The 16,341-nt window shown below is 40.2% G+C and carries 14 protein-coding genes and 1 pseudogene; 3 read left to right on the top strand and 12 right to left on the bottom strand.

Features of this window, described 5'->3' with window-relative positions:
* On the top strand, positions 1-315 hold a 315-nt coding region (locus T408_RS0105060; protein ID WP_028118986.1), incomplete at its 5' end, for an IS3 family transposase.
* Positions 316-407: 92 nt separating this feature from the next.
* Here T408_RS0105060 and map read toward each other — a convergent pair.
* From map to T408_RS10935, 7 genes are all read right to left on the bottom strand, one after another.
* The gene (map, locus tag T408_RS0105055; RefSeq protein WP_028118985.1) at positions 408-1,169 is read right to left on the bottom strand and encodes a type I methionyl aminopeptidase; all 762 of its coding nucleotides are present in this window, start codon (positions 1,167-1,169) and stop codon (positions 408-410) included.
* Positions 1,166-1,960: an acyl-ACP thioesterase domain-containing protein gene (locus tag T408_RS0105050; RefSeq protein WP_028118984.1), complete on the bottom strand. Its 795-nt coding sequence runs from the start codon at positions 1,958-1,960 to the stop codon at positions 1,166-1,168. Before T408_RS0105050 ends, map begins: the two co-directional genes overlap by 4 nt.
* 15 nt (positions 1,961-1,975) lie before the next feature.
* Positions 1,976-2,701, bottom strand: a complete 726-nt coding sequence (locus T408_RS10945) for a tyrosine-protein phosphatase (RefSeq protein ID WP_051444803.1) — start codon at positions 2,699-2,701, stop codon at positions 1,976-1,978.
* 124 nt (positions 2,702-2,825) lie between these two features.
* A complete protein-coding gene (locus tag T408_RS0105040; RefSeq protein ID WP_084543926.1) occupies positions 2,826-3,068 on the bottom strand; it encodes a GlsB/YeaQ/YmgE family stress response membrane protein in 243 nt (80 codons plus the stop codon).
* A gap of 105 nt (positions 3,069-3,173) precedes the next feature.
* Positions 3,174-4,526 carry a glutathione-disulfide reductase gene (gene gorA / locus T408_RS0105035; protein ID WP_028118982.1) on the bottom strand — a complete coding sequence of 451 codons (1,353 nt, stop codon included), beginning with the start codon at positions 4,524-4,526 and terminating at the stop codon, positions 3,174-3,176.
* A gap of 6 nt (positions 4,527-4,532) precedes the next feature.
* On the bottom strand, positions 4,533-5,096 hold the full coding sequence (locus tag T408_RS10940) for a hypothetical protein (RefSeq protein ID WP_051444802.1): 564 nt from the start codon (positions 5,094-5,096) through the stop codon (positions 4,533-4,535).
* A 44-nt stretch (positions 5,097-5,140) separates the two neighbouring features.
* Complete coding sequence (locus tag T408_RS10935) at positions 5,141-6,181, bottom strand: Gfo/Idh/MocA family protein (protein ID WP_051444801.1); 1,041 nt, start codon at positions 6,179-6,181, stop codon at positions 5,141-5,143.
* 163 nt (positions 6,182-6,344) lie between these two features.
* On the opposite strand from T408_RS10935, the gene uvrC reads away from it, so the two are divergent.
* On the top strand, positions 6,345-8,159 hold the full coding sequence (uvrC, locus tag T408_RS0105020; RefSeq protein WP_028118981.1) for an excinuclease ABC subunit UvrC: 1,815 nt from the start codon (positions 6,345-6,347) through the stop codon (positions 8,157-8,159).
* A 73-nt stretch (positions 8,160-8,232) separates the two neighbouring features.
* Entirely contained in the window at positions 8,233-9,207 is a 975-nt protein-coding gene (locus tag T408_RS10930) for a serine hydrolase (protein ID WP_051444800.1), read from the top strand.
* 58 nt (positions 9,208-9,265) lie between these two features.
* On the opposite strand, the gene T408_RS11730 is transcribed toward T408_RS10930, so the two are convergent.
* From T408_RS11730 to T408_RS0104995, 5 genes and pseudogenes are all read right to left on the bottom strand, one after another.
* Positions 9,266-11,905, bottom strand: a complete 2,640-nt coding sequence (locus T408_RS11730) for an N-acetylmuramoyl-L-alanine amidase (RefSeq protein WP_051444799.1) — start codon at positions 11,903-11,905, stop codon at positions 9,266-9,268.
* A gap of 91 nt (positions 11,906-11,996) precedes the next feature.
* On the bottom strand, positions 11,997-13,547 hold the full coding sequence (locus T408_RS11725; RefSeq protein ID WP_051444798.1) for a peptidoglycan amidohydrolase family protein: 1,551 nt from the start codon (positions 13,545-13,547) through the stop codon (positions 11,997-11,999).
* 108 nt (positions 13,548-13,655) lie between these two features.
* Positions 13,656-13,712, bottom strand: a pseudogene (locus tag T408_RS12385) (hypothetical protein); the annotation flags it as partial.
* A 29-nt stretch (positions 13,713-13,741) separates the two neighbouring features.
* Positions 13,742-14,350 (bottom strand): hypothetical protein, encoded by a 609-nt coding sequence (locus tag T408_RS0105000; protein WP_028118980.1) that lies wholly within the window; start codon positions 14,348-14,350, stop codon positions 13,742-13,744.
* A gap of 183 nt (positions 14,351-14,533) precedes the next feature.
* Positions 14,534-16,021, bottom strand: a complete 1,488-nt coding sequence (locus T408_RS0104995; RefSeq protein ID WP_035420150.1) for an aldehyde dehydrogenase family protein — start codon at positions 16,019-16,021, stop codon at positions 14,534-14,536.
* Positions 16,022-16,341: the final 320 nt, after the last annotated feature.

The raw sequence follows: 16,341 nt of genomic DNA, 5'->3' as shown, positions 1-16,341 counted from the left end.
CTTTACCGAACAACTATTCATAGTGATCAGGGGTTTCATTATCAAAATTGGCAATGGACTGATAAATTAAAGGATAATAAGATATATCAGAGTATGTCCCGCAAGGGAAATTGCTTAGATAACGCAGCCATGGAAAATTTCTTCGGTCTACTTAAGCAAGAAATGTACTATGGAGAAGAAAGAGTCTCATTTGACGAACTCGAGAAAAGAATCAATAATTATATTCACTACTATAATCACAAGCGAGTTAAACAAAAATTGAGTGGCCTATCTCCAGTTGATTACCGAAAACAGGACACTCAATACGTTGCCTAAGTATTCAATTATAAACTCCAACTTTTGGGGGTCACATCATTTAAAGTAACTTCTCTCACGGCTCTTATTTTATGAAATCCATTGATCAACCCTTATTTTTCAAGATCTCTTTGATCAGTGGTTAAAACAGGGCCCTCCTTGGTAATAGCCAAGGTCATCTCATATTGAGCACAATAACCACCATCTCTGGTACGAGCCGTCCAACCATTGTCATCCATTTTCATCCGCCAATCACCTGTTGTGACCATGGGTTCAATGGTAATGGTCATTCCTTCTTTTAAGCGCATACCCTTACCGGCCAGGCCGTAATGTGGAACAGCTGGCTCCTCGTGAATAGTCGGGCCAATACCATGGCCGACAAAATCTCTAACTACGCCAAAACCTTCTCCTTCAACATAAGTTTGAATGGCATGACCAATATCTCCGATTCGATTACCGATACGAGCTTCTTGGATTCCACGGTAAAGCGCTTCTTCAGTAACCTTCATTAAATGCTCATGTTCAGGGGTAATCTCTCCTACTGCATAAGTCCAGCAAGAGTCTGACATGGCCCCATTGAGATCAATACAGAAGTCAACTTTTACAATATCACCAGATTTTAAAGCATAATCTGATGGAAATCCATGGCAGATTTCATCGTTGACTGATGTACAGGTTGCATACTGATAGCCCTGATAGCCAATTTGGGCAGCAACCCCTCCGGCAGCTTCAATTTTTTCTTGGACAAAAGCATCGATCTCAGCCGTAGTAACTCCAGGTTTGATAAAATCCCTTAGAGCTATATGAATGCTTGCCAACAAATGACCTGACTCCATCATTGCGTCGATTTCTCTTTGTGATTTAAGTGTAATCAAATTCCATTCTCCCCTCTTGACTGCCATTCGATCAATACAATCGAGGCATTCGTTTCTTTTGATAAATTATTTATATAGTGATACGTGCGTGCTTCTTTAGGATCCATTTCAATCACAGTCTCAACAGAGACTCGATCTCCTTTGAGCACTTCTTTACCATACTTGACCTCTAAATGTTTTACTTGGTAATCATTCATAAACTGAGGCTCTAACTGGTGGTAACACCAGGATAGATAGACTAGATTATTGACATGATTATTCCCGTCGATCGATCTCTCATCAATTGTATACTCTCGGTAACGATCCGCTTGAAGATTTTGAGGACGGGATAATTTTTGATAGGGAGCCTTGATAGTTTTGTCAATCAAGTTTCGATCCAATAGAAATTGATCATCGATACGGACAATGGATCGTTTTTGATAATGAATCGCTGCATATTGGATATGAATGGTTACCGCTAAATCCTCTTTGTCCCTTATTTCAAAATAGCGAGTAATAAAGAAACGATTACTGGCTCCAACCCGTGTGGTCATTTCAATTTCATCATTGATTTGTAGATGTTTTAGAATATCAATAGAATAGTGAGTAATAACCCAAACTTGCCCCTCATCTAGGAAGGGGCGCCCATTTAATGAGGCTATTAGTTGGTCATGAGCCCCCGAAATTCTTAGGGTTTCCTCTAATAGTTTCAATAAATCCCAGCCACCCGGCTCTCCTCCATGGAAGAAACTAGCATCTAAAACTAGTTCTTCTCGGTAAATCATATATGCTGATAAATCTGCTAGCGACATTAGTCTCCTCTTTCCCTATCTATTTACTAAAGTTTCACCATGATAAACCTTGGCTGCATTGTCCATGAACCTTTGAACTTGTGCTTCTCCATAAGATTCCGCCAGAATTTGATAGCCCGCTTGTAAATTAAAGGGTCTTTGATAGGTATTGTGGCCATCTGAAGCTAATAGATGAACCAAGCCTTGTTTAAGCATATTATGGCTGGCAACTCTAATCTCATCTCCATAGCTCCCGACCAAGGAAGAAGCGGTCAGTTGAGCCAAGCAACCTAAATCAATTAAACGGTGAAGCAATGGCATATTATGACGAAAAGCTCTTTGCCTTTCAGGGTGTGCGATGATTGGCGTAACCCCTTCATCAATCATCTGCTTCAAATAAGATTCAGCATAGTTAGGTGTATCTCCCCAAGGAAATTCAACCAAATAATAATTCCCGCGACTGTCTAAAGGAAGATAAGAACCTGCTTGAAATTCTTTTAAATAATGAGGATTTATTTGAACCTCTTGACTAATTAGAACGTCTATCTCTATGCCTGCTTGAGCGAGTCGATTCTTGAATTCATCCCCAAGTGTTAAAACCTGATCGCGTTCATTATCCCACATCCCATTTCGATGATGAGGTGTTAAAATTATGTGATCAATGCCTTCATCTACAGCTGCTTGAGCTAATTCTAAACTTTCAGCCCAATCTGATGGACCATCATCAATACCTGGAAGTAAATGAGAATGTATATCGTACATAGAAGCCTCCTTGTATAGAATCATTTTCATGATACCACTTTTTAGACTAGGGACCAAATCTTCTTAATAAAAATAACAAAAAAACCCGTAAGTCATCTTACGGGCAAATAAATAGTAAATTGAATTATTTAGCACTTTGCTTCATAACAAATGATACAATTGCGATTAAAATAATTGCTCCGATAAGCGAAGGAATAACAGCAAAGCCACCGATGTTAGGTCCAAAGTTAGATAGGAATTGACTTCCAAGCCATGATCCGATAAATCCGGCAATAATATTTCCAATAATACCACCAGGGATATCACGACCCATGATCATACCAGCTAACCAGCCAATGACACCGCCTACGATTAATGACCAAATCATGAATAACACCTCATTTTTTATAGTTTTGTAAGATTTGTATTACTTACTAGTATTAGTATATATTTTTTGCACAAAAAAACCAAGAAATATGCCTTACTATGAAAATTATCGCATCGTTACAAATTCTTCGGCACCTGTAGGGTGGATAGCTACCACAGAATCAAAATCTTGTTTGCTTGCTCCCATTTTGATAGCTACGCCAAATCCTTGAATCATTTCATCGACCCCCTGGCCAATGCCATGAAGACCAATCACTTTCTCTTCATCTCCAAGAGTAATTAATTTAAAGTCACAAGCTTCACGGTGCCAAGCCGCTGAGGCATACATGGAATAGAACCGGTTCGTATAAACTTTGATCTGATCCTGACCATAAGTAGCAACCGCTTCGTCTTCCGTCATACCAATCGTACCGATTGTAGGATGGGAGAAAATAACCGATGGAATATTTTCATAATCAATGGCGGAGCTATCCGCTTGATTAAATAAATATTCTGAAATTTGTCGACCGGCTCTTATCGCCACTGGTGTTAGATCCACCCGTTTCACCACATCTCCAATCGCGTAAACACCCTTAGCTTGCGTTTCATGCTGGTCATTGATTTGAATATGACCACTGTCATCTAATTGAATGTTGGTCTTTTCTAGGCCGATATCTTCAGTATTGGGAACTCGACCAATCGCTGCTACCACCTTATCAACCGTAAGAATGACTTGGCCATCAATCAAGCATTCAATCTTTCCTTCAGTATTTTTTCTAAATTCAGTGAAATTCGTTTTAGGGTGAAGGATGGGTCCATCTTTTTCCATGGCTTGCATCAAATTATCAGTCAGCATCTTGTCGAATTTTCTAAGGAAACGTTCATGACGAAAAGCCAAATGAGTTTCAACGCCCAGGGCATGATAAGCCTGTGAGAGTTCAACCGCTATATAACCAGCCCCGATAAAGACGACCGATTGAGGTAACTCTTGCCAGGCAAAAACATCATCAGAGGACTCAACCAGATGACTACCTACTTGTTGGAGAGGGGCCGGTCTCTTACCAGTAGCAATAATAATATTATCCGCACGATAGACCTCACCATTAACTTCGATCTCATGATCAGAAATAAAACGTCCCCGACCTTCAATCAAATCCACGCCTCTTTTTTCGAAACCGTTAAAATAAGAAGAACGCGAACGAGAAACATAGCCATCTCTAGCTTTAAGAAATTCTTGATAATTAAAGTCAACTGAATCCGCAGTAAATCCATAGCCTTGACCGTACTTTTGATAAACATCCGCCACTTCAGCCGCATACCAAGTAACCTTCTTGGGAACACAACCAATGTTGACACAAGTTCCCCCTACTTGCTTATCTTCAATAATCGCTACCTTCGCGCCATACTCAGCCGCACGATTAGCAGAAGCAATGCCGCCACTTCCTGCACCTAATACCAGTAAATCATATTGCTTCGTCATCTATCTTCATCCCTTCTTAGTTATATATACTGCTGGCAAAGTTTGACTTGCCACTATCATTTGCCTCACTGAACCATGATTATCATATACCCGGTAGAACAACTTGCCCTGAGAGTTATAGCCGTATGCATAGGCTAAAAGCCAGTGATTACCATAACGACTACCCAAACGCTTCAAACTTCCGACTATGACGGGGCGAGGCGTGGGCGCTTGTAATTGATCCAAGACAGCTGGTTCTGAAAAAAATCGCATCTGAGCCTGATAGTCACTAACATCAGCTAGCAGTTCATTTAGTCCCAACACTAAATCCCAAGCATAAGTCCCAGCATAAGGTAAACGACCATCAATACGGGAGCTGAGAGCATCAATCAAATTTTGCATGCCCAGATCAATTCCTTGTTCATGCTTGTAGATATAATGCACGAGGCTAGCACAAACATAGGTACCACAAATCCCTGGCCCCGTCTTGTTGATAAAAAATCGATAGGGTTCCATCTGTTCGATAGCGATACCTGTAAAAGATCTTGGATAGTCAGAATAAGTATACTTGCTTCGCTTATAAGAATTCATCAACCAGCCTCCTCATTTAATCTACTCTTAATAAGACAAAAGCTCTAGAAATTTGTTTGATCACTAGATGACGCTAAATTCAAGTCCGCTGATTTTGCCAATAATTGAAGCGTTTGAACAACTTGTAAACTCAATTGCTTGTTATCTTCATAGCGTAATTGATTGTGGATATCCTTATCAGCCTGGATCATTTCTGCAAAGTAAATCAGCTCATCATACAATGGATTCTCAGGCGTGTAAGAAATGAGTGTCGCTTCTTGGCCTTTCTGATTAATTAAATCCACTCGTTTTATCTCACTGATATCGTGAATCACAATCGTTTCATCATCAATATAAATTTCACTAGTCAAGTTTGAATGCACACTCTTAGAAATAAAAATACTCACTTGAAATTCTTGATAGACTAAGACAATCGTTCCATATAAATCAATGCCATTGCTGCCTTTAACAGCATTGTAGCGGACGGTTTCTGGAAGCCCAAACAAGTCCGTCGCCACATAAATGGGGTAAACACCCAGATCCATCAGAGTCCCGCCTGCAAATTCAGGATTAAAGATATTAGGCAATTCAAGACCCGCTTGATCTGCATTTAGATATTCCAAGTAACGCGAGGAAAACTTAGCAAAATTCAAGTTAGCTCCCAAAAAGGGGTGCTCTTTTTCAGAGAGTTTGTTTTGAACGAGTTGCTTGAGTTTAAGGTAATTACGATTATGGATATTCTTAATTCCCTCAAAGATATAAACGCCCATCTTTTCTGCTAGATCGTAGGCTTCATGCCACTGGTCAACATTAACAAACATAGGCTTTTCAATAATACAATGCTTCCCTGCACGAAGAGCTCTCATGGCTTGATCAAAGTGTATGGAATTTGGACTAGCTATATAGATCAGGTCAATCTCCGGATCAAATAAAAGGGTATTAAGATCAGTCGTGTAATAGTCTAATTGATAGACTTCACTCAAATCTTTACCATTGGCTTCACTTCTTGAATAAGCAGCACGAACATGATAGAGGGAAGTTAGTTGGCAAGCTTGGATAAATTGTTCAGTAATCTGTGAGCTTCCAATCGTACCTACTTTTATCATGTGATTCCTTCTTTCTATGATTATCATCCTATTGAGTATAGCATATTTATCCACTTAGTCCCTAACGCTTGATTTTAGAAAAGTTCTAGAAGCGAATTCATCAAAGACTGGCCTTATTTAGTGTATAATAGGACTAATGTCTATCAATAACAAGGAGGTAGAAATGACTCAAAAGGAAAGTCGAAAAGAAATTCAATATCGTATTGAACAAAAATTAAAATTGCTTCCTGATCTGCCCGGTTGTTACCTGATGAAGGATAAGGATGATCAAATTATTTACGTCGGTAAAGCTAAAAACTTAAAAAACCGCGTTCGCTCTTATTTTAGAGGGGCTCATGATACCAAAACTACAAAATTAGTTTCTCAAATCCATCATTTCGAAACGATTATCACGAATAGTGATAAAGAAGCACTGATATTAGAAATCAATTTAATTCAAAAATACAAGCCTCAATTTAATATTAAACTCAAGGAAGGGACCATGTACCCTTACCTGAAGATAACCAATGAAAAAGATCCACAGCTCATTATAACCAATGAAGTCCTTAAAGACGGTGGGACTTATTTTGGTCCTTTTCCTAATGTATTCGCGGCCACAAATACCCAACATTTATTACAGCGAGCCTATCCCCTGAGACGTTGCCCTAAGCAAGAAAAACGGGCTTGTTTTTATTATCATTTAGGTCAATGTATCGGTTGTTGTGACCATGAGGTGTCTCCAGAAGAATACGAAGTCCAAATCAATCATATTAAACGATTCTTCAATGGTAATACTCAAGACATCAAAAACGAACTCAAAGAAAAAATGACCAAAGCCGCAGAAAACTTAGAATTTGAACAAGCGGCCGATTACCGAGACCAAATAGAATACATTGAAACCACTGTCGAACGACAAGTGATTATGAGCCAAGACTATGATAATATGGATGTTTTTGCATACACCTTAGATCGGGGCTGGATCAGTGTGCAAACTTTTATGTTACGACAAGGCTCTATCTTGAAAAGAGAAGTCGCCATCTTTCCATCTTATAATCAACCGGAAGAAGAGGTGACGACTTATATCGCCCGCTTCTATAAAGAACAAGTTCAACTTAAACCCAAAGCTATCCTGGTCCCTAGTGATGTCGATCATGAATTATTGCAAGACTTCCTAGATATACCCGTATCAACTCCTCTGCGAGGCAAAAAACGCAGTTTGCTGGAATTGGCGGAAAAAAACAGTAAAATTCAGCTGGATGAAAAATTCAGACTCATCGAAATGAATGATAAAAAAACTAAAGGAGCGGTTCAGGAACTAGCGGAAGCCTTAAGAATCCCCCAAGCCAGTCGAATTGAAGCCTTTGACCATTCAAATATCCAAGGTAGCCATAATGTCTCTGGTATGGTCTACTACAAAGACGGTAAACCTGAGCGTAAAAATTACCGTAAGTTTAAAATCAAGACCGCCCAAGGGGCAGACGAATTTGCATCCACTCAAGAAGTTATTCGTAGACGCTATACACGTTTGCTTAAGGAAGAGAAAATCTTACCTGATCTTATCTTGATGGATGGAGGAAAAATCCAAGTCCGCGCTGCTCGAGATGTCTTGGAAAACGAGCTAGGACTGGCTATACCAGTGGCAGGTATGGTCAAGGATGACCGCCACCGAACAGCTGCTTTACTGGATGGCTATACCGAAGAAGTGATCGATCTAGATCATACGAGCCAAGCTTTTCATCTTCTTCAACGAATTCAAGAAGAAGTTCACCGTTATGCGATTAGTTACCACCGCAATGTCCGTAGCAAGTCACAATTTGGCTCAGTTTTAGATGAAATCGAAGGCGTAGGCCCAAAGACCCGCACAAAATTACTGAAACACTTTAAATCTCTTAAAAGAATCAAAGAAGCTACTAGTGATGAAATTACGGCTCTAGGTATTCCGCGTAACACGGCTAGCAATATCTTAGAAAGCTTAAATAAAGACAGCTATCCTGTTTGACAAATTTGACATTTTATTATGACTAGCATAAGATATCTTAGTTATTAAATATGAAAAATTGTGAGTGTGAGTAATGAAAAAATATTTAACTACAATGATACTCTTGCTAGCCGCTATCAGTGGCTTATTATTTGGCAATAAACAGGCCAGTCAAGCTTCTGATATCACTCGAAGAGATCGTGAAAGCTCTTCAGGCTCAATGAAGAGTGACAGTCAATCCGAGGCTTCTTCTGAGTCAAATTATTCCAGTTCTCATCTTGCTGAAGCCTCTAATGATGAAAGCAGCCAGGAAGATCAAACTGGCTTAACATTTGATTCTATTGAAGAATTGGTCGGTTATACTATTGACCAATATCAGTTAGATCCTAACGCACTTTCTATTGCTTGGACAGATTTACGAACAGGTGAAGAATTTCATCATAATAGTCAAGTAGCCCAGCATGCCGCATCGACAAATAAGGTAGGAACTGCTGCCTTATATGCTAATTTAATCAATCAAGGAATTCTGTCTTGGGAGAGTGAGATTGCTTATGACCCTTCCTATTGGGAAGATGGCGGAGGCGAGATTACAGCTGGTCCACCTGAAGCCAGTTATTCTATCTACGAACTCGTCTATCAGTCTTTGTATTACTCAGATAACACCGCTTGGAATATGTTGATAAATAACTACTATCAGCAATTTGGAGACTTTCAATCCGATTTAATTGCGCTGAGTGGAATTGAAGTAACGGATCCTGAGCTGTACAATATCAATTACGCTAATGCGGATATGTTAAACCAGATACTCATTTATCTGGCCAGTGATTCCGGTTTCGAACCGATTACAGATATTATGAGACAAGCCCAGGAAGGTATTTTCTTGAAGATGTATGTGGATAATATGGCTGCAAAGTATGGACAGTATGAGGATTCTTATCACGATACAGGGATCTATTATCAAGGTGATCAACCTATTTACACGATCGCTGTCATGAGCCACGATCAGGGATCTATCGACTATTTTTTAGGTGATTTAAATCTTTATTTAAGCCAATGGGTCCAGAAATAAGCTTAATTAAACTAAATAAACGGGTCAAAGAGCAAACTTTGACCCGTTTATTTATTTTTTATTTAAAATAATTATTAATTCCTCTGACAATTCCTCGAACGAGTTTTGCTTGATAGCTAGGATTAATTAATCGTTGGTGTTCTTGCCAATGATCTAAGAAACCAAGTTCAACTAAGGTTGCTGGCATATCCGTGTTTCTTGTAACATAGAGATTTTGTGGCCGAATGCCCATATTTCGAGCCCCTGTCTCAGCAATTAAGGCTTGTTGAATAGTCTGAGATAAGCGTTTACCCTCTGATATAATCGAAGTTCCTCGGTGATGGGAGAGTGTTCGATAACCAGGTTCATCAATCACGGGATCATGGTAGAGAGTGACAATTCCTTGTACCGTTCCGGACTGACGTCCACCCATGGCATTATGGTGAATAGAGACATAGATATCCGGCATAATCTGGTTAGGTTCTATCGGTCGTTGTCTGAGTGGAACCTCTTTGTCATTGGTACGAGTCTCATGAACAACATAGCCTTGTCCCCTTAGAATATTAGCCACTTGCCGTGTGATATTCAAGTTCATATCTTTTTCTAATCGGCCAAAATTAGCTGTACCAGACTCTCTTCCCCCATGACCTGCATCCAGGTAGACCACCCGCGTGCCTTTAGGCACTTGAACGGTCTGATTGCTTGGTGCATAACCAATAATCTGGCCCTTATGGTTCATGAGTTCTAGATATTTACCTGATGGATGTATGATTTCTCTACGTACTGAGAATCTTTGACCAAATAAGGGTTGCATATTAATCAGAGCTTGACTGGCAGATGGTCCAATCATTTGCCCACTCTTAGCCTTAAGCTTGACTTCATAATCTACTTGAATTTGCCTACTATTATTCAAATGATTAGGTAACGCTTGATTACTTGAAGGTCGAGCAGGAATGGCTGGTCTGACAATCAATTCTTGCTTGGGATGAATCAAGTCGCTCGTTAAATGATTCCACTCTTTCAATTCGTGGTAGCTAATTCCATGTTCACGTGCAATTTTGTTTAAATAATCACCTGGCTTAACAATATAGATTTGTGCGGCTTGCCCTGAACTTTCTGCCAATTTCTCTACCGCCCGAGCATCAACCCAAGCCCTTTGCTTATTAGCTAGTTCGATATATAACCAGCTGGCCCGATCAGTCTTGGCTGTTCCTAAAACACGCACTTCTTGGTTAAGCTGTTGGCGACCAATGGTTGACAAAATATTAAAATCGTAGAGTCCAAAGGGTTTATCCGTTAAACTATGGCCAGCTTGTTTTATAAGGCCTCGATAATCTACGGCTTGAGGTTTTTGAATATAATCTTCAATCGCAATACCTCGTCGATCGATCCAACCTTGTATAGATGTACCTGGTACATAAATATAGGACCATGTCCCTCGTTTAGTTGTTTTTTCTTGATCAACTCGGACTTCCCGACCATTTAGCTGACCAACTGCTCGTAAAATTTCAAAACCTCGGACCCCAAATGGTTGATTTTTGTTGATAGTATGATATGAACCATTTAAGCGACCGGCATAGTTAACCTTTCTAGTTTGAGTCACCACTTCTTCTTGGATGGCTCGAGTATCGATCCAACCTGTAATATTGCTACCAATGACATGAATTTTAGCCCAAGTAGCACGGTCGGTTTTCCATTCCTCTGTCACTCGAACTTCCCGACCTTGCAGATCTCCAACTTGACCAATGATCTCAAAGCCACGAATTCCGAATGGTTGATTCTTGTTAATAGTATGATGGCGTCCATTTAGTGTTCCCGCATAATTAATGGCAACCTTATTGATCACTTTTTCGGGGGTGATAGCACGAGTATCGATCCAACCCGATAAATTACTACCCACAACAAAAATCTTGGACCAAGTAGCACGGTCCGTCAAGGCTTCTTGGGTAACCCGAACCTCTCGGCCCACTAAATCTCCTACCTGACGAATAATTTCAAAACCTTCAACACCGAATGGCTTTGTGCTAATCGTATGATATTTAGCATTTAACTTACCTGCATAGTTAATGTTTTGTTGAGATTTAATCTTTTCGATTTCTAATTGGCTCTTATCAACCCATCCTTGAATATTCTTACCAAGTACATGAACGTAGACTGAATGGGTGCCATCTTTGATTTCTTCTTCCATGGCTCTGACTTCATAGCCACTAATATCCACCGGAGTTTCTTGACCTTCTAGCTTTAACTGAGTTTGATCTAAGGCTTTAGCTGCAAAGTGATTTTTTTGTCTACCTACAATTTCAGGACTAGCCGGTGCTGCGTATAATCGTTGTTCTCTTGGACTTACTTCCTCAGAGGCATATTCTTTGCCTTCCTCGCTGACAGTAGCAGCTCCTGCTTGTTCTTCAAGGTCTGCAGAAATTTGTCCTTTATTTTCTTCAGCTACCAGTGACTCTTCCTGATGAACAATTGAAGAAGCAAGCACTTCCACTGAATTCATCCCTGAATCTAATGTTCCAGATGCTTGATCAAGAGAGTCGATTGGCTCCTGTCCATGATTTGACGCTTCTTCATTAGTTTGAATTTCTTGACTAGCCAATGGAGGCTCAATAATAATTTCTTCAGCTTGAACTTGAACCTGATTCATTAAAGCGACAAAACTCAATGCTGTTGCACAAAGTAAAGTTTGGCTGACACGGCTAGTTAGAGATTGTTTCATAAGCTCACTTCCATTCTGATTATTTCTATCAAATTTACTAATAAGCGGAGTTGCTCAAGGCTAACTCCGCTATCTTAATTGTCCTAAAGAATTACATATTTCTCAGACGGTACCAATAGATCGGTCTATTCTTACCAGTCTTATTTGAGTCTGCAAAAGTCGTAACGATACCATCAGGATCCACATCATTTGAAGTACAGTGAATGATTTGTTGAGAGTTTAAGGCAACCCCAGTATGTCCACCTGAACCTAATGAACCACCCTTGACTCCAGATACAAAGATATCACCCGCTCTAACTTGGCTACGACTGATAGGTTGTAATAGTCTGCCTTCTTGAGCAAAGAGGGATTCTGTATTACCTGCCCAAGAGCCTCTTGGTAAGTAACCAGCATGCATCAAGGCATAGTAGACGGCACTTGAACAGTCATAACTGTAAGGACCATTTCGATGAGTCATTGAATAGCCGACTTTTCCTTCACGTTGCTTAAACCAATCAATCACCTTACCAGCACGAGCGGTGCGTGGTTGTTCACTGGCAATTGAAATTTTGCGGTAATCAATACGCGGTGTTTTAGAACCATTAGTTGGTTTATTGACATTCAACTTTTGGCCTGGATGAATAATATCAGTAACTTTCATATTATTCCATGATAATAACTGGTTCAATGAAATACCATTACGAGCAGCTACAGAGGATAGTCCTTCACCCCGTCTAACTGAATCCTGACGACTTGAAGTACCTACACCTACTGATGCTGGATCTGCGTAAGAAACAATCTTTTCTCCCGGTTTTAGAGTGGCTTGAAGGGCCTTTAGACGTCGAGCATTATCAGCAGCCACTGGATCTACAGGAGCTTCTTGCTTCTGAATGGCTCTAGCATCTACCCAACCTCTTTGCTTGTTAGGTAGTTCAATATATAACCAGCTTGCTCGATTGGTTCTAGCTGTCTGTAAGACTCGGACTTCTTGGTTGAGTTGATTACGACCTAATTGATTAATAATCTTGAAGTCATAAGTTCCAAATGGCTTGTTGGTAATCGTGTGACCCGTTTGCTTGATAACGCCCACATAGTCTACCTCTCTTGGCGCTTGAGTATAGTCTTCAATAATGATACCACGACGATCAATCCAACCCTGGATATTCGTTCCTGGTACATAAATATAAGACCAAGTGCCACGTTTGGTTTCTTTTTCTTGGTCTACTCGAACTTCACGACCATTTAAGTTGCCAACTGCGCGTAAAATTTCAAAACCACGAATACCAAATGGCTGGTTCTTATTAATAGTATGATAAGAACCATTCAAACGACCAGCATAATTAATCTGACGTGTCTGAGTCACAGTCTCTGGTCGAATGGCTCGCGCATCAATCCAGCCCGTAATATTGCTTCCAGTCACATGGATCTTAGCCCAAGTGGCTCGGTCTGTCTTGACTTCTTCAGTAACACGGACTTCACGTCCATTTAGATTACCTACTTGCCCAATAATTTCAAAACCACGAATACCAAATGGTTGATTCTTATTGATTGTATGGTGACGACCATTTAAATTACCAGCATAATTTACTGATACTGTGCTAAGGATTTTCTCAGGGGTAATCGCGCGCGTATCAATCCAGCCCGAAAGATTACTTCCTACCACATAAACTTTAGCCCACTTGGCTCGGTCTGTCTGAGCTTCTTGAGTGACTCGTACTTCATGCCCGACTAAATCGCCTACTTGACGTAATATTTCAAAACCTTCAACACCGAAAGGTTTGGTGGTAATGGTGTGATACTTAGCATTCAGTTTACCTGCATAATTAATGTTTTCTTGAGATTTAATCTTTTCGATATCTAATCGACTCTTATCGACCCAACCTTGAATATTTTCCCAAGAACGTGAACATAGACAGAAGTCGTCTTACCATCAGTTTGCTCCTTGATGGCTCTAACTTCATGTTTACTGATATCTACAGGAGCATCTTGTCCTTCGATTTTTAGCTTGGCTTGGTCATTTGCCTTAGCAGCAAAGTGATTAGGACGAGCTTGAGCAATGGTTGTTGATTGAGGAGCTGCATATAAGCGGACCGTACGAGACTCATTTCCTGGCTCTGCTTGGTCTCCTGAATCTACTAAGTCCGCTGAATCTGTTCGATGATCTGAGACAGAATCTTGGCTTTCATTAGTTACTGGGGTTACTGTTTCAAGACCAGTCTCTTGATCTTGTAGTGGATTTTCAAGATTCTCGGAATTTAAAGTTGACGCTTTCTCATCAGTAGCAACTGGAGCCGCCTCAGTGGGGGTGACTGTCTCTTCTGCCTTAGGAGTTTCCGAACTAGCCAGCGTCGTATCTGGAAGAACTTCTTCAGCTTGAACTTCAACTTGATTGATTAACGCAACAAAGCTAAGAGCCGTGGCACAAAGCAATGTTTGGCTGACACGACTGGATAATGAATGTTTCATATGATAAATGCCTACCTTTTAATGATATTAGTTTGTTTATACTGATAATATCATATCAAAGTTCTTATAAAATTCATACCTTAAAAATCTTTGTTACATAAATGTTATTTTTGCGTAATATTCAATTAATTTTAATACCACCTGTAACTGGAGTACTTTCAGTCACAGGTGGTAGAATTATGGTTAAACTTGATAAAACCCTGATGTTTGGTCAGATATATCAATCATGATATTTTTCACTTGACTATAGGCATCCAAGGCACGTTCATCATTTTCTCGGCCAATACCTGACTTCTTGTAGCCACCGAAGGGTGCACCAGCAGGGAATTGATTATAGGTATTCACCCATACTCGACCGGTCTCCATTAAGCGACCCACTCGTAAGGCGCGTGAAATATCTTGAGTAAAGATGGCTCCACCCAATCCATATTCTGAATCGTTGGCCATTTTTATAACTTCTGCTTCATCTTTGAACTTAATAATAACCGCCACTGGGCCAAAAATTTCTTCTTGAGCTACTCTCATCTCATTTGTTACTTCTGTGATAAGTGTCGGCTGGAAGTAATAGCCCTTAGCTAAGTCTCCATGGCTAGCCCGCTCTCCACCAGTAGCAATGGTAGCCCCTTCTTCCTTAGCTAGTTGGACATAGGAGGATACTTTATCGCATTGGGATGGACTTGCTTGGGCTCCAATTTGTGTTTCTTCCAACCAAGGAGCACCAATTTTTACATTTTCAAAGGCTTGGACCGCTTTTGCTACAAATTCATCATAGATACCTTCTTGAACAAAAATACGTGATCCAGCGGAGCAGACTTCTCCCTGATTAAATAATATACCTAACATGGCCCCATCAGTTGCTACATCCAGCTTGGCATCGTCAAAAATAATATTGGCTGACTTGCCTCCGAGTTCTAGAGTGGCTGGAATCAAGCGATCGGCAGCTTTAGCAGCCACATGATAACCCACTTCTGTGGAGCCTGTAAAGGCTAATTTAGTGAATCCCTCATGGTCTAACACATACTCCCCTGCTTTAGACCCTGAACCGGTTACAATATTGACGACGCCAGCAGGAATGACATCTTGAGTCAATCGAGCAAATTCTAAGACCGATAGGGAAGTCGAGCTAGAAGGCTTTAGAACTACTGTATCTCCAGCAGCCAAAGCAGGTGCTAGTTTCCAAGCTGCCATGAGAAATGGAAAATTCCAGGGAATAATTTGACCGACCACCCCAATGGGTTCCCTAAGGACCAAGGAAATAATATTATCTCCCACTTCTGTAACCGTCCCTTGATCGGTTTCGATCAAGCCAGCAAAGTAGCGAAAATGAGCGGCCGCTAATGGAATATCAAGAGCCGATGTCTCGCGAATAGGCTTCCCATTATCCATCGTTTCTACCAAAGCTAGATGATCGATATTTGCCTCAATGACCTCAGCAATGGCAATCAATAACTTAGCCCGGCGTTGGTTATCCCAAAAACGAAAATCTTGAAAGGCCGCCTGAGCAGCAGCCACTGCCCGGTCAACATCTTGCTTACTGGCTTGCGCTATCTTAGCTAAATGCTGGCCATTGGCTGGTGATATAACATCTAAGCTGTCTCCACCTTCTGCTTCGACAAATTCACCATCAATAAATAATCCATAAGAATCGAGTAAGTTAAGTTTTTCAATCATTACGATCACCCTTTTACTGTTATTAACTTAAGATTAGAGCTTTCTAATTTTATTTGCAATTTAAATGCTCAATTGAATATTTTTTGTCTATTTTGAATAATAACTTGTTATTTTTATCTAATTTGGATTAAAAGAGGCTATAAGGTAAGTCTCAATCACCTCTAATAACACAAATAAATCGTTAGGATTTGTATCTTTTATTCGTTAATAAAAATGAATAGATTAATAATAGCAAAGAAAAGCAAACAATCACTCAGCAGTAGTCTTAGGATAATTGGCCCATATCTCTCCCTTATGCGCTTTAGCGCTTAGGGAGAGAA

This window comes from Hutsoniella sourekii ATCC 700629 (assembly GCF_000518205.1).
In the GTDB taxonomy this organism is placed as follows: Bacteria; Bacillota; Bacilli; order Lactobacillales; family Aerococcaceae; genus Hutsoniella; species Hutsoniella sourekii.
Note: the sequence above shows the minus strand (reverse complement) of the source record. Positions and strands in the feature narration are given on the sequence as shown.